Below are 24,677 nucleotides of genomic sequence, written 5' to 3'. Positions count from 1 at the left end.
GACGATGATGAATGCTCTTGAAAAAGTACGTCTGATTAAAGAACTGCATGAATTAGGACATGATCTGGATCATCGTAGTCTCAGCTTATATGAAGTAGTCCGCTCTAAAAAACGTGTGCAAGAAATTTTCCAACAGTGCAATGAGCCTGTTTTCAAGAAACAGCTGCTGGCATTCAAAACCCGGCTTCAACCTGAACTTGCTGCACAGGAATTTGCTCGAGAAACCCATTATTACCATAGCTTCCGTGGTTTTTTTCTCAATGCAGATCATCTCAAGGAAGCCCTGTATGCTCACCCGCTTTCAGGCTGGGCTTTCTTGCATGATCCTAAACGTGGCTGGCAAATCTGGCTGATCCCAGCACCTCAACGTACTGCATTGATCAGTGAATGGAACCTTGATATAGAGCAGAGCTTTAGCTGGCTGTTACACCAGCAACAGCTTTCCTCATGTTTGAAAAGTGATCATGAATTACAAGCTACTGCGACCCCATTGTCTTTAGAGATGGTTGAAGAAAAGCTTCCTGAACCCTCTATAAATACTTATATCTCCAAACATGAGATTTGGGCGAATCCTCAAGTTTTGCCCGTTCAACAAAAAGCTTCAAATGTGCTTCAGACAATTGTACCTCCAGCAGAATTAGATTTAAGTCATTCAGAGCCAGACGAACCACAAGTAGAGAATAAAGCAAGCGTCGCAGTACCCGATATTCCAGCGACTCTAGAATTTCAGGATTTATTATTTCAGGTTTCTGATGTTAGCTTGGTCGAAATAGGTAATCATCATCTTTTTGAATTAAGACTGGCTTCTGATTCATCCCTGCAACATCTCAAAATGGCTTGGCATTATCAGGCACATATAGACTGGAACTCTCAACCAATTTACCTGGCTGAGCAGATAGATAGTACGGGACGCTTTAGCCACTATTGTATGCTATTAGGGACAAGTGAATGGCAGCAAGCCATACAGTTAATGCAGTTCTGGGGACAACAACAAAATTATCATATTGCTGCTATTAAAACGATTAGCGCTGTTGAATTAAGTACTAAATTCTTGCAGCTTGATTCGCTCTATCAAACTTATTCCGAACAGGCCCGATTGATCTGGCAACAAAAGGATTATTTCCCATTTATTCCTCTGCATCAGATTACCACCAAAAAATTTATTCTATTTGATGAGCAGTCAGCCAACTTTCATACTCCCCTTCTGTTACTACAAGAACGTCAAAAATTGCGTGTGATTCATGGGGAACAACGTCTCAAGCTGTCTTCCACGGAACAGATGTATCCGTGCTTGATTCTGAAACGTGATCAGCAAATTAACTGGCAGCTGATCCACCAGATTCTGCTGGAGATTAAAGAGCCTGTGGCGGTAGCAGAACTTTATGCAAGCATCCTGGATAAAGCTTTGGAAAAATTGATGTAATTTTGTAGTTCTGGTTGCTTTTATTAGATGCAATTCTGCAAACTTATTCTTGAAATATAAAGAAAAAGAGCAAGAATAGCCCTATGAAAAAAAGCCGGATTTTGCCCGCATCTTTCTTACTGATCAGTTTAACAAGTGTTAGCCCGATACTTTGGGCCGGGCTTGATCAATCTTCTGATACAAGTCAAACAGCCGAGGCTGATGAGCAGGAAGCAGAGTCTTCCAAAAGCTTTAGTTTCCTTGACTATATTCCGCGATTCATAGATAGCACACCTACCTTTTTACCGGAGCAGTCGAGTGAACCCATCGTTCCCAGTACCCATGAGACTGAGGAAAATACCTGGGTAGATCGAAAACAAAAAGGGATTCGTCACTGGACTAACCGTACTGCAAATAAAATTGACAACTGGTTTGGTGACCCTGATGAAAATGAACCTGCACGTGCGACCCTGAGAGTGATCGTGGATAATAGCTGGAACAAATATGATGAATATGAAGTCAAACCCCGTATTCGCGGCAGAATCAAGCTTCCCACATTAGAACGTAAACTCAGTGTAGTCTTTGGTGATGACAGCCTCGATAATGAACTGAATGGCAATGTCGCAATTACCAATGAGAATCCAGGCAATGCGCCTGACAGACGGCTGGACCGTAGCCGGACACGAGAAAATAACAGCTCTCTCGCATTGCGCTGGTCGGAACTTTCTAAAAAACTTCCTTTTGAAACTGATCTGGATCTGGGGATACGTTCTGGCGATGATATCTATGTCCGTGTAAAAGCAAGTCGAGATTGGGCACTACATAATGACTTCTCATTCCATGCCGAACAGATCTATCGTTACGGGATTGATAGTGAAAACTATCTGCGAACCAACCTGGAATTAACCCATGCGCGCCCTAATCAACCTTTTCTCTCCAACCAGTTCAGCCTGATCTATGCGGATGAACAGGACGATGATTTGCGCTGGAATAATTACAGCTTTCGACAGCACCAGTTCTTTAATGCTCACCGCTTCAGTTACGGCCTCTATACTGGGGGTTATATGGATGATAACGATCTACGCCTGAATACTTGGGGACCCTATGCCTCTTGGCGTCAGCCTTTTCTTCGTGAATGGTTTTTTGTACAGACTGATGTCAATTATTTAAATGACCGTCGTGAGGATCGGAGTCATTACCTAGGTGCCGCAGTCCGTCTGGAGGCCATCTTCTAAAATCAATAGTGCTATATATGCAAAAAGCCCATAAAAGATGGGCTTTTAAAACCAGTAAAGTTTTCACTTATTAAATTTTCCTAAACACAATATGGTCCTTACGCATGATACGTTTAGTTTGCCAAGATGGCTGCCCCAGGCTGGCTTGATTAAAGGCTATACAATCGTTCCGCTGTACATGTTCAACCTGTAGGGTCTCCATTTTCATAGGTTTATAAAAATTTATACGATCAGTACATACCACTTTTTCAGTACTAGTTCGCCATCGTGAGCTGGCTCATGGATATCAGTAAGGCAGTTAACAGACTAATGACGATTACTGATTTTATGATTTATATCTCCATTAACTTAATAATCACTACTATTGATTATTTAATACAATATTATTTTTTTATTTGATGATAGATTCTTCAGATCAAACCTCCTTTATCATCAAAAATTTACAGTAGATAATCATAAAAAACCCTTCTAGTAGAAGGGTTTTTCAAGTTTAAAATTTAAGCTAATAACAGACTGTTAATACGCTTTACATATTCGGCCGGATTCTCTGGTAAACCACCTTCTGCAATCACCGCCTGATCAAAGATAACATTGGCCAGGTCATCAAACTGGGTAGTGCCTTCCAGTTTTTTCACTAATGGATGTTCAGGGTTGATCTCTAAAATCGGTTTCATATCGGGTACAGGCTGCCCTGCATCTTTCAGCATACGGATCAATTGTGGTGATAACTCCCCTTCTCCTGTCACCAGACACGCTGGTGAATCTACCAGACGAGTTGTTACACGCACTTCCTTGGTTTTATCCTTCAAGGAATCCGTAAGTTTATCGACCACAGGCTTAAACTGCTCAGCAGCTGCTTCAAGCGCTTTCTTCTCTTCAGCATCTTGCAGATCACCGAGATCTACTGCACCCTTAGATACATTCTGCAACGGCGTACCATCAAACTCATGTACGAAGTTCATTGCCCATTCATCTACGCGCTCAGACATGAGGAGAACTTCAATGCCTTTTTTCTTGAACAGTTCCAGCTGAGGAGAATTTTTCGCTGCATTCAGACTGTCAGCCGTTACATAATAAATAGCCTTTTGACCTTCCTTCATGCGAGCTTTATAGTCTGTCAATGAAGTACTGATTTCATCATTGGTTGAGGTCGCATAACGCAGTAATTTCAGGATGCGTTCACGGTTACTAAAATCTGCACCCAAACCTTCTTTCAGCACAGCACCAAATTCACGGTAGAAAGTTTTGAAGTTTTCCTGATCTTTTTCATCTTCGGACTTGGCCAGATTATCCAGCATGGTCAGGATACGACGGGTATTGCCTTCACGAATCGTTTTGACGTCACGGCTTTCCTGTAGTAATTCGCGGCTTACATTTAATGGTAAATCTGCACTATCCACCACACCTTGTACAAAGCGCAGATAGTTTGGAATCAGGTTATCCGCATCATCCATAATGAAGACACGTTTCACATACAGCTTGATCCCTGCTTTGGCATCACGGGTGAAAATATCCTGTGGAGCCTTGCTTGGTACATAAAGCAGTTGGGTGTATTCCGTGCTACCTTCAACACGGTTATGCGCCCAAGCCAATGGTGCAGCAAAGTCATGAGTCAGGTTCTTATAAAACTCGACATACTGTTCTTCAGTAATCTCAGATTTGTTACGGGTCCATAAAGCACTGGCAGAGTTGATCGCTTCCCACTCGTCCGTCTTCACATATTGACCACCTTTTGGTGTTTCACCCTCTGCAACTTCTTCTTCCTGCCAGACTTCTTTCTGCATCTGGATAGGCAGGCTGATATGGTCAGAATATTTATTAATAATCTGCTTTACTTTATAGCTTTGCAGATAATCCAAAGCATCTTCACGCAAATGCAGGATAATGTCCGTACCACGGCCGTCTTTAGTGATCTGTTCAACTTCGAAATCACCTGTACCCCCACTGATCCAGCGTACGCCTTCAGACTTGTCCGCACCTGCACGACGGGACTCTACAGTGATCTTGTCGGCGACAATAAAGCCTGAATAGAAACCGACACCAAATTGACCGATCAACTGGGCATCGGCTTTTTGATCCCCGGTCAGTTTTGACATAAAGTCTTTGGTACCTGATTTGGCAATTGTCCCCAGGTTATCAATAGCTTCTTGCTGGCTTAAGCCAATGCCATTATCAGAAATAGTAATCGTTTTATTGTTTTGATCGAGGCTGACCCGAACATGCAGGTCAGGTTCATTTTCATAATATTCAGGATGATTGATCCCTTCAAAGCGTAACTTGTCGCATGCATCTGAAGCATTTGAAATCAATTCACGCAGGAAAATTTCAGGGTTTGAGTATAGCGAATGTGTCACGAGGTGCAGTAACTGCGCCACCTCGGCCTGGAAACTATGCTTTTGTGCGTTTGACTCGCTCATTCTTCACTCCTTTCATTATTGGAAACAGACTTAAGCTGATGCCTATATGAATGGAGTGAGTTGTTTAATTTTCAATAGTATCTAATGATTTTCTTGCAAAAAATTTAATCATTCAAAATGGTCCCTGACGGTAAACCCGATCAAATTGCAAGTCAATCTGCTGCTGGCGCATTTTATATACCTGCATCAGACAGTCGACAGACTCCTGACACTGATCACGAAACTGTAACCACTTGACCTGATCTCGCTGAATGACCGAGCGCGTACCCATGGGCACAAGATGACGGATAATATTGTAACTGGTGGCCATTTTGACATCGGCATCATTCAGTATCCGATGCTGACAAATCGCCTTTTCAGTTTGTGACTGAGCCTTCTGGCAGTCGAAACTTGCCGCATAGCTTTGAGTCGTCCAGACCATAAAGAAGACCAATCCACTTCTAAGCAACCACTTCATTCTTGATCTTCCTATTCTCTTTATTGTATTCAGATTATCTTTGACTTTATTGCATTCAATATATTTGAACGGGGCGAATCTGCTCAATTAAATCACGTTATAAATCGTTGTTATTTTGCAAAAAAAAGCCCTATCCGTAGATAAGGCTTTTGGATAATTCCAAAAATTAGAATTTGTAGCTATAGCCAATGGTGTAAACCATAGGATCAATATCTAGATCAAATTTAGCTGGTACATCTCCAGTCAAAGTAACTTCAGGGCTAATTTGTGCATAACGTGCATCAAAGTAAACACCCCAGTTTTTCGCATCAGCTGGTTGATAGCCGAAGCCTACCTGTCCAGCAAAGCCAAAATCTTCTTTTACATCTACGTCAGTATCGCCTAGACCTTTTGTACGTTCATCCCAAGCAACAAATACTGTACCACCTACACCAATGTATGGAGTAAAGCGAGTTGAGTTTTTAAAATGATACTTTGCAGTCAGTGTTGGTGGTAAATGTTTAATTCGCACTACATCTGTACCATTTAATTCAACATCATGATTAATGGGTGCTGCAAGTAATAATTCTGCAGAGATGTTGTCATTAAAGAAATATTCAACCGATGGTGTAAATGCTAATTCGTCCGCAGCTTTTAGCTCAGCATCTGGGCCAAGCTGATACTCACCAGTCGGAGAAACAACCGAGCCACCTACCTTAACTTGCCACTGGCCTGCCATCGCAGATGCGGAAAGACCCATTAATGCAATTAGAGCAACTTGCTTTAACATTTTTAATACCCCACGGGAAGAATAATTATTAAGAAAAATATACCTTAATTAATAATAAACATGGTTAAAATTAATATGCAATAGATATTATAAAATCAAATTATAAGTATTATTTAAGTATATGTAATTAATATATATTTATTTTAATCTGACCAACCTGGTTGGATTAAAATACCAACCAAGTTAATCTGATTTAATTATTATTTATCCCAAGCAGACAAGTCAGAATTAATAGGCACCAATTCAAATAAAATGTGTGAAACATCACACAATCAAAGCACCATTGCCGCAATCCAGCCAAAAATCAGCAATGGAATGTTGTAGTGGATAAAGGTTGGAATCACACTGTCCTTCATATGGTCATGCTGACCATCCATATTCAGACCGGATGTTGGGCCTAAAGTTGAATCTGATGCTGGAGAACCGGCATCGCCCAAAGCAGCCGCAGTCCCAATGATCGCAATAGTTGCTGCAGGACTAAAACCAAATTGAATACAGAGCGGTACATAAATAATCGCCAGAATCGGAATGGTAGAGAATGATGAACCGATACCCAAAGTAATCAGCAGACCAATCAACAACATTAAAAAGGCGGCAAGTGCCTGGCTATTACCAATCCAGTCAACCGACGCTTCAACCAGCGCAGGAACCTGTCCTGTTGCCTCAATCACGGCAGCAAAACCTTGCGCGGCAATCATGATAAAGCCAACCAGGGCCATCATACGCATACCGGTGATGATCACATCATCTGCTTCTTTCCATTTAAAGATTCCGGCACAACTCAAGATTGCGACACCGACCAGACCGGCAAGAATCATGGAATCTGAATAGAGCTGTACCACAAGAGTTGCAATCACCGCGATCGCTGCCATCCAGATGGTCAGTTTGGCAATTTGCGGTTTCGCTGATTTTTGTTCTACACCCAGTTCAGCAGAGATACTTTGCTGCTGTTCGACATGGATATCTTTATAGAGACGCGGCTTACGGTAGCTGATAAACATGGCCACCAGCAAACCCACGAACATACCTGAGACCGGAATCGCCATCGCAGCGGGAATCTGGTCATAAGTAATCTCAAAGCCATAAGGTTTACCAAAGGTATTGATGTTATGGCCCAGAATATCATTCAGGAAGATGGCACCAAAACCGACTGGAACCAGCATATATGTTCCCACCAGACCAAAGGTCAGCAGACAGGCCACCAAACGGCGATCCAGCTTCAGATGGTTAAATACCAGCAATAATGGTGGAATCAGAACCGGAATAAAGGCAATGTGTACCGGAATCACGTTTTGTGAGAAAACGGCAGCCAATGCCACTGTACAGAAGATCAGATATTTAACCTTGTTCTGTGCCTTTTCTGATGCCTCACCTTTTAAGGTGGTAATCATTTTATAGGCCAGCAAGTCAGGCAAACCGGAACGTGCCAAGGCCAAAGCAAAAGCACCCAAGATGCCATAAGCCAAGGCAATTTTAGCGCCGCCGCCCAGACCATTGTTAAATGCATCTAAAGTTCCCTGGAGGCCAAGACCTGCCAGCAAACCACCCGTAACAGCACCAATGACCAGGGCAAAAACCACAGGTACACGTGCCAATGAGAGTCCAAACATGACTCCAATAGCAGCAAGAATTGCGAACATAATGAATTGGGAATGAGAGAAAGGGAGGTATTTTATCAGAAAATGCGAATAAAAATTCCCCTACATTTTTATCAATCCAAATCCATCTTTGTGATTGGCTTAAGCATGCTGCTGAGTAAACTCACGGATAGACTCTGCAATAAGTTTTGGCTGGCTTAAGATTGCCCAATGATTGGCATCTAGCTCTACCCTGGAAAAGGTTTGCACCCATTTTGGCATTTCATCAACCAGTTGCGGACTGACGAAATTATCCCGCTTTAGCACAATGGCCTGTACCGGACAGATGGCATAGCGTTCACGGGGTTTAAGCAACCGTGGAATAAAATTGGCCCGATACAGCCCAACGCCATATTTTCCATCTTTGACAATATTCTGGTTCAATGGCAGTCCTTCTTTGCCTTCCAATTCCCGAATAATTTTGCCCCAGCGCTCGGGATTGAAAAAATTCCATGCAGTTGGTGCCAGCCAAGGCAATTGAAACATGGCGATATACCAAGACTTGCTTAATTGTTTAAAAAATCTTGATCTGTTGTGCTTGAACTGATTCCGCATCCAGAAGGCGGCATGATCCAGACAGGGACCTGAAATCGTGGTAAAGGAAAGAATACGGCCTTCGAATCTTGGGTCAGTTACCGATTCCCAGGACTGAATCGAACCCCAGTCATGGGCGACCAAATGAAAAGATTGTCCTGGAAGAACAGCATTCACCACTTCCTCCAGATCCATACTCAGACGCTCCAGACGATAATCACGGATATATTTGGGAATGGATGAATCCCCTGCGCCACGCACATCATAAGTAACGATAAAATAATCCGGCAGATAGACAATTACATTTTTCCAGACCTCCTGATGATCCGGATAGCCATGCACCAAAACCAAAGCAGGCTTGCTGATATCACCAAAGGTTCTTACTGCAAGACGCTGCTGATCACTGGTTGCCACCCATTGAGTTTGTGTTTCCATCTGGTCTTCCTTTATTGTTATTGACCGTTTATTTTATAACTCGGCATGATTTATCAATGCCATCACAATTTTGTTGTTCTAGTATGCATAGCTATACAAGAAAAAAGAATGTCAGTATGAGCCTATTACGTAAAATTCAAAGCCTGCCTTTGGTCACTAAATTTATCTTAAACCGTTATGCACCCTATCGTGGAGCGGGTATCGAAATTGATGAACTGGATTATGCCAATTATCATATTCGCGTGAAAATGCCACTGACTCGTAAAAACCAGAATATTGTCGGCGTACATTTTGGGGGTAGCCTGTATTCCATGGTCGATCCCTTTTATATGCTGCTCCTGATGCATCATCTGGGACCAAAATATATTGTCTGGGATAAAGAAGCGACCATTCAATTTCTCTCTCCAGGCCGCGGAACCGTGTATGCAGACATACGCATTGATGCTGAAGAAGTGAAAACTATTATGAATCTTGCGGCTGATCATGCTCCTGTCTATCGTAACTATCAGATCGATATTTATGATGATTCAGGTGTGCGTATTGCAGAAGTAAAAAAGACCGTATATATCCGTCGTAAAAAACCTAAGACTCTCTTTCAAGATAAATAGAAATTAGATCAACAAAATAAAAGCGCCTGTACAGGCGCTTTTATTTATTAATACCAGATAGGGCTGTGATTAACGTCGTTGCTCAATCGCCGCGCCTGCACCACCGCCGATCGCACCACCGATTGCTGCACCAGCGTTACCACCAAAAATACTCTTACCAACGGCTGAGCCCACAGCGCCGCCTACACCACTGTAGGTTGCATTGCGGTTAGAGCCGCCTTGAGTCTTACTTCCGACAGCGGCACCAGCACCACCACCAATAGCAGAACCCCAGCCGCCGCCGACACTATTACCCACACCACCACCAACTGCGCCACCAAGTGCTGCAGCACCTACACGTTGGTCACGGGCAGACATATTTTCACAACCTGCTAACATAAAGGTTGAAACTGTCACCGCAGCCACTACGCCAATTAACTTTTTCATGATCCAGCTCCCTGTTCGATTCCTCTGTCTTATGAGTTAAGAGTAACCGGAATTTAAGGAGCGATTTATAACAAGATGTTAAATCTTGAAACTCCCCTACGCTATTTTGTAAATAGCACATGAAATTGGATCTTTTAATTTTATTCCGCAGTATCTACCATGAGCAAATCACGAGAGGTTGCACCATCTTCAGTTATCACGGTATGCGTTACCTCGGTTTTATCCGTACCAGTATGTTGCTGCAATTGTAGAGTACGTTTTACAGGTTCAGCCTGATCTTTTTTAAACTCGATACCTTCAGCATCAATGCTTCTGGTTTGCTGGATGATTTCACCGTCCTGCTTCAATGTCGTATCCAATTCAATTTTAGAGGTAGGAACAATCACACCCCCCTTTTGAATTACTGGAATTGACAGTTTTTTATCCGAGAACTGTCCCAGAGTGTCATCAAATACCACTTCTTTAGCAACAATATCCTTGCCTTTATTGGTGATTTCCAAAATCGTGGCTTCAACATGACGTACAGGTTGCTGTCCTTCTACCCGACGCAGCACTTCAGTTTTTAGTACAGGAACCACAGCTTTATCTTCAACCATAATAGTATTGGGCATGGGCGCTGCAAATGAAACAGTTGAGACTACGAATAATGTGGTAACCGCTAATTTTTTACTTATAGAACGCATTTTTCCCTCTCAATAAAAAATAAGCACCGAGCTTAACAAGCGGCGCTTGTACTACAGATCATCGGTATGGATTAATAAGTAGCAATGATCAGTGCCTAAATAGATGTAAAGCTTGTTTTACTTTATTGAGTAACAGCTTCTGATGTTGCAACGTCATCTGTTTCTAATGGTGCCGCATCCAAAGGTTGAGCTTCTTCATTTGCAGCTGCTTGATCTACAACTTCAGTTTCATCCGCGGCTGTAGTGTCGCCAGGTGCTGTATTTTCTGCTTGATCTTTAGAACACGCTGTCAAACCGAATGCTAGCAGTAGTACAACTGAGATTGCTAAATTTTTCATCTTATTGTTCCCATTTAAGTTTATGTTTTCCTCAGAAATACTGGCATATTTTAGGGTCTGATTTCAAATCATTGTTTAAAGTCGCTGACTTGACAACATCCAGCAATAAAAAAAGCCACCCCAAGGTGGCTTTTTCTGATTTAAAGTGTCTGATTACAGACCGTTAAACTCATCATTAAATGCTTGGCTAAGCGCTTGGTCTACATCAGAGAAGTCATTGTGCAGTTCAAATTCTGCAGCTTCTGCTTCTTGACGACGACGCTCCAAGTGGTAAGCCAGACCTGTACCCGCCGGGATCAGACGACCTACAACTACGTTTTCTTTCAGACCGCGTAGATCATCTTCTTTACCTGTTACAGCCGCTTCAGTTAACACACGAGTTGTTTCCTGGAACGATGCAGCAGAGATGAACGAATCAGTAGAAAGTGACGCTTTGGTAATACCCATCAATTGACGTTCAAACTTCGCAGGGAACTTGTTCTGAGCAAGCAATGCTTGGTTCTCTTGAGCAACGCGGATGTAATCCACCTGTTCTCCTTTAATGAAGCTAGAATCACCACCATCAGTGATTTCAACTTTACGCAACATTTGACGTACGATCACTTCGATGTGCTTATCGTTGATTTTTACACCTTGCAGACGGTAAACGTCCTGAACTTCATTCACGATGTAATTGGTCAACGCCACTTCACCTTTCAGACGTAAGATGTCATGCGGGTTCTGTGGACCATCAGAAATAGTTTCACCACGGTTCACATGTTCGCCTTCGAACACGTTGATGGTACGCCATTTCGGAATCAGTTCTTCGTAGATCTCTGAACCATCATCCGGAGTAATTACCAGACGGTTCTTACCTTTGGTCTCTTTACCGAAGCTTACGATACCAGAAACTTCTGCAAGGATCGCATGCTCTTTAGGCTTACGTGCTTCAAACAAGTCAGCTACACGCGGCAGACCACCGGTAATATCACGCGTACGTGAAGATTCTTGTGGTACACGACCGATTACATCACCCACACCAATTGTTTCGCCATCACGGACAGAAAGAATTGTGTTTTGCGGCAGGAAGTAGAACTGTTCGCCACCATCTACTGTGTCAAGCACAACAGCAGGACGTAAATCTTTACCAGAAGCAGGACGCGCTGTAACAGGCAAGATCTCAACAGTCGTCATACCAGTTGCATCATCAGTTTTCGATGTTGCAGTTACACCATCAGCAATCTGGCTGAAGCGAACTTTACCAGCTACTTCTGTTACCAGTGGATGTGTATGCGGATCCCAAGTCGCCACGATACCGCCAGCCTCTACAGATTCGCCATCTTTCAGCAGAATAGACGCACCGTAAGGGATCTTGTAACGTTCACGCTCACGACCTAGATCATCTGCAATACCGATTTCACCTGAACGTGAAGTTGATACCAAGTGACCTTTTGCGTGTTGTACAGTTTTCACATTGTGGAAACGTACAGTACCTTTGTTACGAACTTGTACGCTGTTTGCAGCAGAAGTTCGGCTCGCAGCACCACCCACGTGGAACGTACGCATGGTTAACTGTGTACCTGGCTCACCAATTGATTGAGCAGCCATTACACCCACAGATTCACCAGGGTTCACTTGATGACCACGTGCCAAGTCACGACCGTAACATTTCGCACATACACCGAAAGTAGAGGCACAGTTTACAACTGAACGTACTTTGATTTCGTCAATACCCGCGTTTTCAATAAACGTAGCCAGTTTCTCGTCAATTAACGTGTTACGAGGAAGAAGAACTTCGTCTGTACCCACTTTCTTAACGTCTTCAGCAACGACACGACCCAGTACTCGAGTACCCAGGTTCTCGATCACGTCACCGCCTTGAATGAACGGCGTCATTACAAGACCGTCATAAGTACCACAATCTGGCTCAGTGATGACCAAGTCTTGCGCAACATCTACCAGACGACGAGTCAGGTAACCAGAGTTCGCTGTTTTCAGTGCTGTATCGGCCAAACCTTTACGCGCACCGTGTGTTGAAATGAAGTACTGAAGTACTGTCAGACCTTCACGGAAGTTCGCTTTAATTGGCGTTTCAATGATCGAGCCATCCGGTTTCGCCATCAGACCACGCATACCAGCCAACTGACGAATCTGAGCTGCGGAACCACGGGCACCGGAGTCAGACATCATGTAGATGCTGTTGAATGATTTCTGTTTCTCATCTTCACCCTGTTTGTTCTTAACAGTCGTGTAAGACAAGTTGTCCATCATCGCTTTCGCTACCTGGTCGTTGGTACGTGCCCAGATATCGACAACTTTGTTATAACGTTCGCCGGCAGTTACGAAACCTTGTTCGAACTGTTGTTCGATTTCACGAACTTCAGCTTCCGCTTTACCAATAATTGCCTGTTTGTTTGGTGGAATCAGCATGTCTTCCATACCAACCGATACACCTGAGCGAGTCGCTTGACGGAAGCCCAAATACATCAACTGGTCAGCGAAGATAACAGTATCTTTCAGACCCAGTTTACGGTAGCAAGAGTTGATTAACTTCGAGATGTTCTTTTTGGTCATCTCAACGTTAATTTGCTGGAAGTCCATCCCTTCAGGAACAACTTCCCAAAGCAGACAACGACCAGGGGTTGTATCAACAATGATAGTTTCTTGACGACGGTTGCCATCTTCATCAATCACAGTTTGGTGTACACGTGCTTTCACGCGAGCATGTAGATCAACCTGACCAGTTGCAAGTGCACGGTTTACTTCGTGAGTATCCGCGAACACCATGCCTTCACCTTTGGCATTGATTGCATCACGTGTGATGTAATACAAGCCCAACACAACGTCCTGAGACGGTACGATGATTGGTTCACCATTCGCTGGAGACAAGATGTTGTTGGTTGACATCATTAACGCACGAGCTTCTAACTGAGCTTCAAGTGTTAATGGTACGTGTACCGCCATTTGGTCACCGTCGAAGTCGGCGTTAAATGCCGCACAAACTAACGGGTGAAGACGGATCGCTTTACCTTCAATCAGAATAGGTTCAAATGCTTGAAGACCTAGACGGTGAAGTGTTGGCGCACGGTTCAACATGACTGGATGCTGACGGATCACAGATGCAAGTACGTCCCAAACTTCTGGAGTTTCGCGCTCAACCATTTTCTTCGCAGCTTTAATGGTAGTCGCTTGACCAGAGGCTTGTAGTTTCGCAAAGATAAACGGCTTGAATAACTCAAGTGCCATTTTCTTCGGAAGACCACATTGGTGAAGACGTAGGTTTGGACCTACAGTAATTACCGAACGACCCGAGTAGTCAACACGCTTACCAAGTAAGTTTTGACGGAAACGACCCTGTTTACCTTTGATCATGTCTGCCAAAGATTTAAGAGGACGCTTGTTCGAACCGGTAATTGCACGACCACGACGACCGTTGTCTAACAATGCATCCACAGACTCTTGAAGCATACGTTTTTCGTTACGTACGATAATGTCTGGCGCTGCAAGGTCAAGAAGACGCTTCAAACGGTTGTTACGGTTGATCACACGACGGTAAAGGTCGTTCAAATCAGAAGTCGCGAAACGACCACCTTCAAGTGGCACAAGCGGGCGAAGATCTGGTGGAAGTACTGGAAGTACGTTCATTACCATCCATTCTGGCTTGTTATTCGATTCTTTGAACGCTTCCATAAGTTTCAAACGCTTAGACGCTTTTTTCAACTTAGTTTCAGAAGTTGTTACAGGAATCTCTTCACGCAGGCGAGAAATTTCGGCTTCAAGATCGATGTCTTTCAACAAGTCCTGAACTGCTTCCGCGCCCATTTTCGCTGTGAATTCGTCACCGTGTTCTTCTAAGGCATTGAAGTATTCTTCATCGTTTAGAAGCTGGTATTTCTCGAACGGAGTCATACCAGGATCGGTAACGACATAAGATTCGAAATACAATACGCGTTCGATATCACGTAGCGTCATGTCTAATAAAAGACCGATACGGCTAGGTAGTGATTTCAGGAACCAGATGTGTGCAACTGGAGATGCCAGCTCGATGTGACCCATACGCTCACGACGAACTTTCGCAGTTGTTACTTCAACGCCACATTTTTCACAAATGACGCCTTTGTATTTCATACGCTTGTATTTACCACACAAGCATTCGTAATCTTTTACTGGACCAAAGATTTTGGCACAAAATAGACCATCACGTTCTGGCTTGAACGTACGGTAGTTGATGGTTTCAGGCTTTTTAACTTCACCATGAGACCACGACTTAATCATTTCTGGTGACGCAAGACCAATACGGATGCGATCAAACTCTACTGGAGCATGACCGTCTGAATCCGTCTTTTTGCGCATGATATCGAGCAAGTCTTTCAATTTTTTTCTCCGTGTGTTGTGGAGATTTTCACTCAACAACTGGGTCACAAATATTGTTTTTTACTGAAATTTGGGAATTTTAAGAATCCCCCTAAATCCCCCTTTAAAAAAGGGGGGACTTCTCCCTTCTTTCTCAAAGAGGGGTCGGGGGAGATTTCTTAGTCACCATTTTTCAGTTCAATGTTGATACCTAAAGAACGGATCTCTTTGGTCAATACGTTGAACGATTCAGGCATACCTGGGTCCATGTAATGGTTACCATCTACAATATTCTTATAGATACGGGTACGACCTTCAACGTCATCCGATTTCACAGTCAGCATCTCTTGAAGCGTGTATGCTGCGCCGTAAGCTTCCAGTGCCCAGACTTCCATCTCACCGAAACGCTGACCACCGAATTGTGCTTTACCACCAAGCGGTTGTTGCGTTACCAGAGAGTAAGAACCAGTAGAACGCGCATGCATCTTGTCGTCAACCAAGTGGTTCAGTTTCAGCATGTACATGTAACCTACAGTTACCGGACGGTCGAAACGTTCACCAGTACGGCCATCATACAATACTGTTTGACCAGTACGTGAAATGCCACCAAGCTCTAACAATTCTTTGATTTGCGATTCTTCAGCACCGTCGAATACTGGAGTTGCCAAAGGAACACCTTTACGCAGGTTACCAGACAATGCCAAGATTTCCTCATCAGTCAGGCTATCAAGATCTTCTTGCTCGCCACCAACTTTGTTGTAAATCTTGTCTAAGAATTCACGAAGCTCAAGTACCGTACGTTGCTCTTGAAGCATCTTGTCGATTTTGTCGCCAAGACCTTTGGCGGCCATACCCAGGTGAGTTTCAAGAATCTGACCCACGTTCATACGTGACGGTACGCCTAGCGGGTTAAGAACGATATCAACTGGTACACCGTTAGCATCGTGTGGCATGTCTTCTACCGGCAAGATGTTAGATACAACACCCTTGTTACCGTGACGACCCGCCATCTTATCACCAGGCTGGATACGACGTTTAACCGCTAGATAAACCTTAACAACTTTCAGTACGCCAGTTGTAAGTTCATCGCCTGTAGATAATTTGCGTTTCTTCTCAGCAAACTTTTCATCAATTTCAAGGCTCTTCTCTTTCAAGAAAACTTGAATTTGAGTTAAACGCTCAGCAATTGCTTCATCTACTGGTTGGATGTCTAACAGATCAACAAGCTCTAAACCAGACAGAACATCTTCAGACAGTTTGTCACCGCGTTTAGTTGTGCCACCACCGTTAGATTCCTGACCTTTCAACAGACGAATAATACGTTCACGTGCTGCTTCTTCGAAGATTTTGTATTCTTCTTTCAAGTCTTTACGGTAAGCATCAAGCTGAGCTTTTTCAATTGCTTGAGCACGTTCGTCTTTCTCAAGACCATCACGTGTAAACACTTGAACGTCAATCACGGTACCTTTAGTACCCGATGGAACACGTAAAGAAGAGTCCTTTACGTCAGCTGCTTTTTCACCGAAAATTGCGCGAAGCAGTTTTTCTTCAGGTGTTAACTGAGTTTCACCTTTAGGTGTTACTTTACCTACCAGGATGTCACCAGCAGTCACTTCAGCACCGATATAAACGATACCAGACTCATCCAGTTTAGAAAGTGCAGCTTCACCCACGTTCGGGATATCGGCAGTAATTTCTTCAGCACCCAGTTTAGTATCACGTGCAACACATGAAAGTTCCTGGATGTGGATAGACGTTAAACGGTCTTCCTGAAGTACACGCTCAGATAACAAGATCGAGTCTTCATAGTTGTAACCGTTCCAGGTCATGAATGCTACGCGCATGTTTTGACCCAGTGCCAGTTCACCGCCATCAGTCGATGGACCATCAGCAAGAACGTCACCGCGACCCACTTTATCGCCCATGTTCACAAGAACTTTCTGGTTGATACAAGTGTTCTGGTTAGAACGTGTGTATTTGATCAGGTTGTAGATATCTACACCTGCTTCGCCCGCAACCATTTCGTCTTCGTTGACACGAATCACGACACGAGAAGCGTCTACATATTCAATACGGCCACCACGTTTCGCGATCACACATACACCAGAGTCATGTGCTACGTTCGCTTCCATACCGGTACCAACCAGTGGCTTGTCAGCAATTAACGTAGGAACTGCCTGACGTTGCATGTTTGAACCCATCAATGCACGGTTCGCATCATCGTGTTCAAGGAACGGAATCAGTGATGCAGCTACAGATACCACCTGCTGAGCAGATACATCCATATGCGTCACTTTTTCTGGTGGAATACGTACGAATTCACCTTGGTGACGTACAGATACGAATTCTTCAGTCAGGTTGCCATCTTTATCGATTGCAGAGTCGGCCTGTGCGATAACAGTACCTACTTCTTCGATTGCAGACAGGTATTCAACTTCATCCGTTACACGACCATCAACAACTTTACGGTAAGGCGTTTCTAAGAAACCAAAGTTGTTACATTTTGCATATACAGAAAGCGAGTTGATCAAACCAATGTTTGGACCTTCAGGCGTTTCAATTGGACAAACACGACCGTAGTGAGTTTGATGTACGTCACGTACTTCGAAGCCAGCACGTTCACGCGTCAAACCACCAGGCCCAAGCGCTGATACACGACGCTTGTGAGTGATTTCAGACAATGGGTTGTTTTGGTCCATGAACTGAGATAACTGGCTTGAACCAAAGAATTCCTTGATTGCAGCAGCCACTGGCTTCGCATTGATTAAATCTTGCGGAGACAGGTTATCAGTTTCAGCCTGTGATAGACGTTCTTTAACCGCACGCTCTACACGAACCAGACCGACACGGAATTGGTTTTCAGTCATTTCACCAACTGAACGAACACGACGGTTACCCAAGTGGTCGATATCATCGACTTCACCCTTACCGTTACGAATTTCAACTAATGTTTTCAATACATCAGTGATATCGTCGTTCGAGAGGATACCTTCAACTTCACGTGACTTCTGGTCTGTACCCACTTCGTAAGGACGACCCAAACGACGGTTGAACTTCATACGGCCGACTGGCGACAAGTCATAACGCTCAGAAGAGAAGAACAGGTTGTTGAACAGGTTTTCAGCAGCTTCTTTTGTTGGTGGCTCGCCTGGACGCATTACTTTGTAGATTTCTACTAGTGCTTCTTCACGACCTGTCGTCGTATCGGCACGTAATGTATCCGCGATGAATGAACCACGGTCGATATCATTTGTGAACAGTAAGTTGAACTGCTTCACGCCGCCTTCTGCAATTTTCACCATGATTTCATGACTTAATACAGTATTGGCCGCGATCACATCGCCATCTTTTAACTGGATGTCTTCAGCAGTGATACGTTCGTACAGGTATTCATCAGGCACTGCAAGTTTTTCAAGACCTGAAGCTTCCATTTGACGTACGTGACGTGCGTTAATACGTTTACCTTGCTCAACAATGATCTTGCCGTCTTTGTCAGCAATATCAAATTGTGCCATTTCGCCGCGCAGGCGTTCTGGAACAAGGTCAATCTGATAGCTACCCATATCAAGATATACAGGCACTTTCTCATAGAACATGTTCAGAATTTGTTCGTTGTTATAACCCAACGCACGAAGTACCACAGTCGCAAGCAATTTACGACGACGGTCAATACGTACATAGACTAGGTCTTTGGCATCGAATTCAAAGTCTAACCATGAACCACGGTAAGGAATGATACGCGCAGAATAAAGGACTTTACCACTTGAGTGAGTTTTACCTTTATCGTGGTCAAAGAATACGCCTGGTGAACGGTGTAATTGAGATACGATTACACGCTCGGTACCGTTAATTACGAAAGTACCGTTATCCGTCATCAATGGCATTTCGCCCATATAGACTTCTTGTTCACGTACGTCTTTGATCGATTTCGTTTCACGATCTTTCAGGATCAAACGAATCTTCACACGCATTGGTGCTGCATAAGTTGAGCCACGAAGAATACATTCGCGTACATCAAACTCAGGCTTACCAAGACTATACTCAACAAATTCTAAAGCAGCATTGCCAGAATAACTTTCAATAGGAAAAACTGAACGAAATGCGGCTTGGAGACCGATATCTTCGCGGTTTTTTGGTGATTTGCCATCTTGTAAGAATGTTCTGTACGAGTCGACTTGAATCGAGAGCAAGTACGGAGCATCCATAACGCTAGGCAATTTACCAAAATTCTTACGGATCCGTTTCTTTTCGGTATATGAGTATGCCATCTGGAGTCCTCGGAAAGTGTAAACTAAGCCCGCCTGCAGAACGGGCTCAGAAGGAATTACGCTGGCCGATATGGCCACCACTCTTTACAAATGCTGCAATTTTTAGTGGTATTAAAACGCTTAACAATATTTTTTACTGCAAAAATATTGGTAAGCATTTGATCAATTATGTTTGTTTTTTAAATTTGTATGAATTTCTATCATGCAAACAAAAATCGAGCCGATTATTGTAACGCAAAAAGGCTGATGACCCAAGAGCCATCAGCCAATTTTTGGAGCCGATTATAAAAAAACCGACTCCTTTAAGAAATTACTTAAGAGTAACTGTAGCACCAGCTTCTTCAAGTTTCTTCTTAAGCTCTTCGCCTTCTTCTTTAGAAACGCCTTCTTTAAGAACAGCAGGTGCGCCTTCAACCATGTCTTTAGCTTCTTTCAAGCCAAGGCCAGTAGCTTCACGAACTGCTTTAATTACAGCAACTTTGTTCGCACCGAAAGAAGTCAACTCAACGTTGAATTCTGATTGTTCTTCAGCAGCAGCAGCAGCGCCTGGAGCAGCAGCAACAGCTACAGCAGCAGCAGATACGTTGAATTTCTCTTCGAAAGCAGAGATTAGTTCAACAAGTTCAAGAACAGTTTTTTCTGCAACTGCGTTTAGGATTTCTTCGTTAGTTAAAGCCATGAGAATAACTCCAAATGGAAATTGAATGGTGTGGAAATAAATTTAAGCTTAAGCAGCTTCTGACTCGTTTTTCTCTTTGAGCGCAGTAATAAGGCGACCCAATTTCGAAATAGGAGCTTGAAGAACGTTTGCAAGCATAGTAAGCGCTTTTTCTTGGTTCGGAAGATTCGCGATCACGCTAACTTCAGCACCTTGATAAACCTTGCCATCAAATGCAGCAGCTTTAAGTTCAAATGCTTTGTTAGTTTTTGCGAATTCTTCGAACAAGCGTGCAGCTGCACCCATGTCGTCTTCAGAAGTCGAGAAAGCTAAGATTGTTGGGCCAACAAGGTTGTCGTTCAAGATATTGAATTGAGTATCTTGAAGAGCACGTTTAGCCAAAGTGTTACGCACGATACGTGTGTGAACACCTAGTTTACGAGCTTCAACACGTAGAGCAGTTAATTGCTCAACTGTTAAACCTTGGTAGTCAGCAACAACAGCGGCAAATGCAGTAGAAGCAACTTCAGCTACTTCAGCTACGATCTGTTTTTTGCCTTCAATAAGAAGAGCCATTGTAAAACCTCCTAACGGTGATTTATGTACTTCAAAGAAGTACACTCCCAATTCGCAAGTCCATCACTGGACCTACACGCGGAGGATGAACAAATCACACCACCGCGTCTACGCAGGCTGGACTATTAAGAGAAGAGCATAAAACTCCCCTCGCCTGAGGTCTTTGACGCTGATAAATTCTCATTTATCAATTCAAAGTCTGCCTAAGTTCACAAGAGACGGAGCGTTTCTTGCGTGAAAATCAAAGCAGCGCTTTGATTTTCACTCAGGGCTTTAAAATTCTGTATAAGTTTAAAACTTATTTAGAAACGTTTTGAACATCAACGATCAGACCAGGACCCATAGTAGAGCTTAGAGTGATCTTCTGGATGTAAATACCTTTAGAAGTAGCAGGTTTTGCTTTCTTAAGGTCAGCTACAAGAGCTTCAACGTTTTGACGAACAGCTTCAGCAGAGAAACCTACTTGACCGATCGCAGCGTGGATGATACCCGCTTTATCTACACGGTAACGTGCTTGACCAGCTTTTGCATTTTTAACTGCAGTAGCAACGTCAGGAGTTACAGTACCCACTTTAGGGTTTGGCATTAAGCCACGTGGACCAAGAATCGTACCAAGTTTACCTACAACGCGCATTGCATCTGGAGCAGCAATAACTACGTCGAAATCAAGGTTACCCGCTTGGATGCTTTCAGCAAGATCGTCGAAACCAACAACGTCTGCGCCTTCAGCTTTAGCAGCTTCTGCAGCAGCGCCTTGAGCGAATACAGCTACACGTACAGTTTTACCAGTACCTGCAGGAAGAGTAGTCGCGCCACGAACAACCTGATCAGATTTACGAGGGTCAACACCTAGATTAACAGCGATATCCAAAGATTCTTTGAATTTCGCAGCTGGAAGGTTAGTAAGAACTTCTACAGCTTCTTCTAAAGTGTAAACTTTTTGCGCTTCAATAGCAGCAGCAATGGCTTTTTGACGTTTAGTTAACTTTGCCATGTCTTATAGCTCCACTTCCAAGCCCATAGAACGTGCAGAACCAGCAATGGTACGAACACGTGCGTCTAAATCAGCACCAGTAAGATCTGGTTCTTTAGTAGTCGCAATTTCTTCTAACTGAGCACGAGTCAACTTACCAACTTTAGTTTTGTTAGGTACAGCTGAACCCTTCTGGATACCAGCAGCTTTCTTAAGAAGAATCGCAGCAGGTGGAGTTTTCATGATGAAAGTGAACGACTTGTCGTTGTACACAGTGATCACGACTGGGATTGGCAGACCAGCTTCAAGCTTTTGAGTAGCAGCGTTGAATTCTTTACAGAATGCCATGATGTTAACACCACGTTGACCCAGTGCAGGACCAATCGGTGGAGATGGATTCGCTTTACCAGCTGGAACTTGCAGCTTGATATAGCCGTCAATCTTCTTAGCCATTTCAAATTACCTCTGGGTGCAAACGCCGCTAGGCTCCCCAATGATTCTACGTAACGATAACCGTTACAACAACAATGCCCGATCCTTTAACAAATCGGGCGTTTTCAACCAATACCGATTAGATTGTTTTTTCGACTTGGCGAAATTCCAATTCAACCTGAGTTGGTCGGTTAAATACATTGATTGTCAGCGTTAAGCGTGACTTTTCGTACTGAACCTCTTCCACCACACCTTTAAAGTCTGTGAATGGACCGTCAATCACGAGTAATTCTTCGCCTGGTTCAAACATCGTCTTAGGACGAGGTGCTTCACCAGTATTGCGTACACGCGCAAGAATCGCATCAGCTTCTTTTTGCGTAATTGGTGCCGGCTTTTCTGCCGTACCACCAATGAAACCTAATACTTTTGGACATTCTTTAACAATGTGCCAGGTTTCATCGTTCATTTCCATTTCGACTAATACATAGCCTGGGAAGAACTTACGCTCTGATTTACGTTTCTTGCCATCCTTCATTTCCACTACTTCTTCAGTAGGGACCAGGACTTCACCAAAGCTATCGGCAACAGCGCTACGCTGGATTCGATCATTAAGCGAACGCATCACTTGTTTTTCATAACCAGAATAGGCATGAATAATGTACCAACGTTTCATAGCTCTCTTACCCGATAATAAACTTCATTAACCAGCCTAATACGTAGTCAAAACACCATAAAACAACGGCTGCAATGACAACAACAACAAGAACATGCCATGAGGTGGTCACTGTCTCTTGTTTGGTAGGCCAGGTCACTCGACGGAGCTCAATTCGTGCGTCTTTCAGCAGTCGAACAAAGCCTTTGCCTTGATGGGTGGCGTATAATAAACCTAAAGCGCCCACGATACAAGCCAAAATCACCCCAACACGAACCCAAATATCATTCGCTGGTGCCCAGTACGCTGGTAAATATTCATTTACCATCATTGCACCCACCAATAAAATCAAGGCGATAACCCATAGAACAATGTCCAATGGAGAACCAGTTTTTACATCTACAGCAGGATTATTTCTTTGGGGAATTGCCGCGCCGCTCATTGCGTCACGTGATTTATCATTCGACATTTTTGTACTCGTCGTAGGTTTCGCGACTTATTATATGACCAGATTTGCCGACATCAAGCGTCTTTTAAGAAAAAATGATGGCAGGTCAGGAGGGACTCGAACCCCCAACATTCGGTTTTGGAGACCGACGCTCTACCAATTGAACTACTGACCTTCAAAAAGACAGACTGGAGCCGGGGCTCCAGTCAATATCTTATACTACATTATGCAGTAACGCGAGATACTACACCAGCACCCACTGTACGACCACCTTCACGGATCGCGAAGCGAAGGCCTGCGTCCATTGCGATTGGGTGGATCAGCTCTACTGACATCTCAACGTTGTCACCAGGCATAACCATCTCAACGCCTTCTTTAAGCGCGATCGCACCAGTTACGTCAGTTGTACGGAAGTAGAACTGTGGACGGTAACCGTTAAGGAATGGAGTATGACGACCACCTTCTTCTTTAGAAAGTACGTATACTTCTGCGTCGAATTTAGTGTGCGGCTTGATTGTACCTGGTTTAGCAAGTACTTGACCACGTTGTACGTCTTCACGCTTAGTACCACGAAGAAGAACACCACAGTTCTCGCCCGCACGACCTTCGTCAAGAAGTTTACGGAACATTTCAACGCCAGTTACAGTTGTTGTTTGTGTATCACGGATACCAACGATTTCAACTGACTCACCAACTTTAACAATACCAGTCTCAACACGGCCAGTTACTACTGTACCACGACCTGAGATTGAGAATACGTCTTCGATTGGCATCAAGAATGCCTGGTCGATTGCACGTTCTGGTTCTGGGATGTAAGAGTCAAGCGCTTCAACAAGAGCTTCAACTGCAGCTTCACCATATTGACCAGCGTCGCCGTTAAGCGCAAGAAGAGCTGAACCACGGATAACTGGAGTGTCATCACCTGGGAAGTCGTAAGTAGAAAGAAGTTCACGAACTTCCATTTCAACTAGCTCAAGAAGCTCTTCGTCGTCTACAAGGTCGCATTTGTTCAAGAATACAACGATGTAAGGTACACCTACCTGACGAGAAAGAAGGATGTGTTCACGAGTTTGTGGCATTGGACCATCAGTCGCAGCACATACAAGGATCGCGCCGTCCATCTGAGCAGCACCAGTAATCATGTTTTTAACATAATCGGCGTGGCCCGGGCAGTCTACGTGAGCGTAGTGACGAGTTGGAGAATCGTATTCTACGTGAGAAGTGTTAATGGTAATACCACGTGCTTTTTCTTCTGGTGCAGAGTCAATTGCAGCGTAGTCTTTCGCTTCACCACCGAATTTCTTCGCACATACAGTTGCAATCGCAGCTGTTAAAGTTGTTTTACCATGGTCAACGTGACCAATTGTGCCCACGTTAACGTGTGGCTTATTACGTTC

20 protein-coding genes and 1 tRNA gene are annotated in these 24,677 nt (G+C 43.8%); 3 read left to right on the top strand and 18 right to left on the bottom strand.

Annotation, left to right across the window (positions count from 1 at the left end):
- Positions 1–4 precede the first annotated feature (4 nt).
- Positions 5–1,423, top strand: coding sequence for a hypothetical protein (locus ACTJIX_RS09495; RefSeq protein WP_440611383.1), 1,419 nt, complete (start codon positions 5–7; stop codon positions 1,421–1,423).
- A gap of 83 nt (positions 1,424–1,506) precedes the next feature.
- Positions 1,507–2,637, top strand: a complete 1,131-nt coding sequence (locus ACTJIX_RS09490) for a hypothetical protein (RefSeq protein ID WP_440611382.1) — start codon at positions 1,507–1,509, stop codon at positions 2,635–2,637.
- A gap of 497 nt (positions 2,638–3,134) precedes the next feature.
- Here ACTJIX_RS09490 and htpG read toward each other — a convergent pair whose 3' ends face one another.
- From htpG to ACTJIX_RS09465, 5 genes are all read right to left on the bottom strand, one after another.
- Positions 3,135–5,054 (bottom strand): molecular chaperone HtpG, encoded by a 1,920-nt coding sequence (gene htpG, locus ACTJIX_RS09485; protein ID WP_440611381.1) that lies wholly within the window; start codon positions 5,052–5,054, stop codon positions 3,135–3,137.
- Positions 5,055–5,166: 112 nt separating this feature from the next.
- On the bottom strand, positions 5,167–5,511 hold the full coding sequence (locus ACTJIX_RS09480) for a lysozyme inhibitor LprI family protein (RefSeq protein WP_253170837.1): 345 nt from the start codon (positions 5,509–5,511) through the stop codon (positions 5,167–5,169).
- A gap of 166 nt (positions 5,512–5,677) precedes the next feature.
- A complete protein-coding gene (locus tag ACTJIX_RS09475; protein WP_004890557.1) occupies positions 5,678–6,280 on the bottom strand; it encodes an OmpW/AlkL family protein in 603 nt (200 codons plus the stop codon).
- A 272-nt stretch (positions 6,281–6,552) separates the two neighbouring features.
- Positions 6,553–7,920 carry a Na+/H+ antiporter family protein gene (locus ACTJIX_RS09470; protein ID WP_180184485.1) on the bottom strand — a complete coding sequence of 456 codons (1,368 nt, stop codon included), beginning with the start codon at positions 7,918–7,920 and terminating at the stop codon, positions 6,553–6,555.
- Positions 7,921–8,019: 99 nt separating this feature from the next.
- Positions 8,020–8,886, bottom strand: a complete 867-nt coding sequence (locus ACTJIX_RS09465; RefSeq protein WP_163172351.1) for an alpha/beta fold hydrolase — start codon at positions 8,884–8,886, stop codon at positions 8,020–8,022.
- A gap of 116 nt (positions 8,887–9,002) precedes the next feature.
- Between ACTJIX_RS09465 and ACTJIX_RS09460 the strand changes: the two genes are divergently transcribed.
- A complete protein-coding gene (locus tag ACTJIX_RS09460; RefSeq protein ID WP_216073839.1) occupies positions 9,003–9,494 on the top strand; it encodes a DUF4442 domain-containing protein in 492 nt (163 codons plus the stop codon).
- 69 nt (positions 9,495–9,563) lie between these two features.
- Here ACTJIX_RS09460 and ACTJIX_RS09455 read toward each other — a convergent pair whose 3' ends face one another.
- The 13 genes from ACTJIX_RS09455 to tuf all read right to left on the bottom strand — a co-directional run.
- Positions 9,564–9,920 carry a hypothetical protein gene (locus ACTJIX_RS09455; protein WP_004813553.1) on the bottom strand — a complete coding sequence of 119 codons (357 nt, stop codon included), beginning with the start codon at positions 9,918–9,920 and terminating at the stop codon, positions 9,564–9,566.
- Positions 9,921–10,060: 140 nt separating this feature from the next.
- Positions 10,061–10,603, bottom strand: coding sequence for a hypothetical protein (locus ACTJIX_RS09450; RefSeq protein WP_406612527.1), 543 nt, complete (start codon positions 10,601–10,603; stop codon positions 10,061–10,063).
- Between the two features lie 122 nt (positions 10,604–10,725).
- Positions 10,726–10,941, bottom strand: a complete 216-nt coding sequence (locus ACTJIX_RS09445) for a hypothetical protein (protein WP_163168786.1) — start codon at positions 10,939–10,941, stop codon at positions 10,726–10,728.
- Between the two features lie 153 nt (positions 10,942–11,094).
- Positions 11,095–15,294 (bottom strand): DNA-directed RNA polymerase subunit beta', encoded by a 4,200-nt coding sequence (gene rpoC / locus ACTJIX_RS09440; protein ID WP_004890573.1) that lies wholly within the window; start codon positions 15,292–15,294, stop codon positions 11,095–11,097.
- A gap of 158 nt (positions 15,295–15,452) precedes the next feature.
- Positions 15,453–19,541: a DNA-directed RNA polymerase subunit beta gene (rpoB, locus tag ACTJIX_RS09435; protein WP_440611380.1), complete on the bottom strand. Its 4,089-nt coding sequence runs from the start codon at positions 19,539–19,541 to the stop codon at positions 15,453–15,455.
- A gap of 310 nt (positions 19,542–19,851) precedes the next feature.
- Complete coding sequence (gene rplL / locus ACTJIX_RS09430; RefSeq protein WP_004813560.1) at positions 19,852–20,220, bottom strand: 50S ribosomal protein L7/L12; 369 nt, start codon at positions 20,218–20,220, stop codon at positions 19,852–19,854.
- A 48-nt stretch (positions 20,221–20,268) separates the two neighbouring features.
- Positions 20,269–20,775: a 50S ribosomal protein L10 gene (gene rplJ / locus ACTJIX_RS09425; protein ID WP_004813562.1), complete on the bottom strand. Its 507-nt coding sequence runs from the start codon at positions 20,773–20,775 to the stop codon at positions 20,269–20,271.
- 298 nt (positions 20,776–21,073) lie between these two features.
- Positions 21,074–21,769 carry a 50S ribosomal protein L1 gene (gene rplA, locus ACTJIX_RS09420; protein WP_004813564.1) on the bottom strand — a complete coding sequence of 232 codons (696 nt, stop codon included), beginning with the start codon at positions 21,767–21,769 and terminating at the stop codon, positions 21,074–21,076.
- A gap of 3 nt (positions 21,770–21,772) precedes the next feature.
- Entirely contained in the window at positions 21,773–22,201 is a 429-nt protein-coding gene (gene rplK / locus ACTJIX_RS09415) for a 50S ribosomal protein L11 (RefSeq protein ID WP_004813566.1), read from the bottom strand.
- Positions 22,202–22,319: 118 nt separating this feature from the next.
- Positions 22,320–22,853 carry a transcription termination/antitermination protein NusG gene (nusG, locus tag ACTJIX_RS09410; protein WP_004813568.1) on the bottom strand — a complete coding sequence of 178 codons (534 nt, stop codon included), beginning with the start codon at positions 22,851–22,853 and terminating at the stop codon, positions 22,320–22,322.
- Between the two features lie 7 nt (positions 22,854–22,860).
- Positions 22,861–23,301: a preprotein translocase subunit SecE gene (gene secE / locus ACTJIX_RS09405; RefSeq protein ID WP_440611379.1), complete on the bottom strand. Its 441-nt coding sequence runs from the start codon at positions 23,299–23,301 to the stop codon at positions 22,861–22,863.
- A 78-nt stretch (positions 23,302–23,379) separates the two neighbouring features.
- A tRNA-Trp gene (locus ACTJIX_RS09400) sits at positions 23,380–23,455 on the bottom strand.
- 49 nt (positions 23,456–23,504) lie between these two features.
- Positions 23,505–24,677, bottom strand: a 1,173-nt coding sequence (tuf, locus tag ACTJIX_RS09395; protein WP_048881335.1) for an elongation factor Tu, incomplete at its 5' end; no start/stop codon positions are given.

The sequence above is a fragment of the Acinetobacter sp. 22323 genome, from assembly GCF_052044895.1.
GTDB lineage: Bacteria > Pseudomonadota > Gammaproteobacteria > Pseudomonadales > Moraxellaceae > Acinetobacter > Acinetobacter schindleri.
The sequence above is the reverse complement of the archived record's forward strand: the minus strand, read 5'-3'. Positions and strand labels throughout refer to the sequence as shown.

Excerpts from the sequence above, each read along its gene's own strand:
- ACTJIX_RS09495 (WP_440611383.1), top strand. The coding sequence starts at position 5 with ATGATGAATGCTCTTGAAAAAGTACGTCTGATTAAAGAACTGCATGAA.
- ACTJIX_RS09490 (WP_440611382.1), top strand. The coding sequence starts at position 1,507 with ATGAAAAAAAGCCGGATTTTGCCCGCATCTTTCTTACTGATCAGTTTA.
- htpG (WP_440611381.1), bottom strand. The coding sequence starts at position 5,054 with ATGAGCGAGTCAAACGCACAAAAGCATAGTTTCCAGGCCGAGGTGGCG.
- ACTJIX_RS09480 (WP_253170837.1), bottom strand. The coding sequence starts at position 5,511 with ATGAAGTGGTTGCTTAGAAGTGGATTGGTCTTCTTTATGGTCTGGACG.
- ACTJIX_RS09475 (WP_004890557.1), bottom strand. The coding sequence starts at position 6,280 with ATGTTAAAGCAAGTTGCTCTAATTGCATTAATGGGTCTTTCCGCATCT.
- ACTJIX_RS09470 (WP_180184485.1), bottom strand. The coding sequence starts at position 7,920 with ATGTTCGCAATTCTTGCTGCTATTGGAGTCATGTTTGGACTCTCATTG.
- ACTJIX_RS09465 (WP_163172351.1), bottom strand. The coding sequence starts at position 8,886 with ATGGAAACACAAACTCAATGGGTGGCAACCAGTGATCAGCAGCGTCTT.
- ACTJIX_RS09460 (WP_216073839.1), top strand. The coding sequence starts at position 9,003 with ATGAGCCTATTACGTAAAATTCAAAGCCTGCCTTTGGTCACTAAATTT.
- ACTJIX_RS09455 (WP_004813553.1), bottom strand. The coding sequence starts at position 9,920 with ATGAAAAAGTTAATTGGCGTAGTGGCTGCGGTGACAGTTTCAACCTTT.
- ACTJIX_RS09450 (WP_406612527.1), bottom strand. The coding sequence starts at position 10,603 with ATGCGTTCTATAAGTAAAAAATTAGCGGTTACCACATTATTCGTAGTC.
- ACTJIX_RS09445 (WP_163168786.1), bottom strand. The coding sequence starts at position 10,941 with ATGAAAAATTTAGCAATCTCAGTTGTACTACTGCTAGCATTCGGTTTG.
- rpoB (WP_440611380.1), bottom strand. The coding sequence starts at position 19,541 with ATGGCATACTCATATACCGAAAAGAAACGGATCCGTAAGAATTTTGGT.
- rplL (WP_004813560.1), bottom strand. The coding sequence starts at position 20,220 with ATGGCTTTAACTAACGAAGAAATCCTAAACGCAGTTGCAGAAAAAACT.
- rplJ (WP_004813562.1), bottom strand. The coding sequence starts at position 20,775 with ATGGCTCTTCTTATTGAAGGCAAAAAACAGATCGTAGCTGAAGTAGCT.
- rplA (WP_004813564.1), bottom strand. The coding sequence starts at position 21,769 with ATGGCAAAGTTAACTAAACGTCAAAAAGCCATTGCTGCTGCTATTGAA.
- rplK (WP_004813566.1), bottom strand. The coding sequence starts at position 22,201 with ATGGCTAAGAAGATTGACGGCTATATCAAGCTGCAAGTTCCAGCTGGT.
- nusG (WP_004813568.1), bottom strand. The coding sequence starts at position 22,853 with ATGAAACGTTGGTACATTATTCATGCCTATTCTGGTTATGAAAAACAA.
- secE (WP_440611379.1), bottom strand. The coding sequence starts at position 23,301 with ATGTCGAATGATAAATCACGTGACGCAATGAGCGGCGCGGCAATTCCC.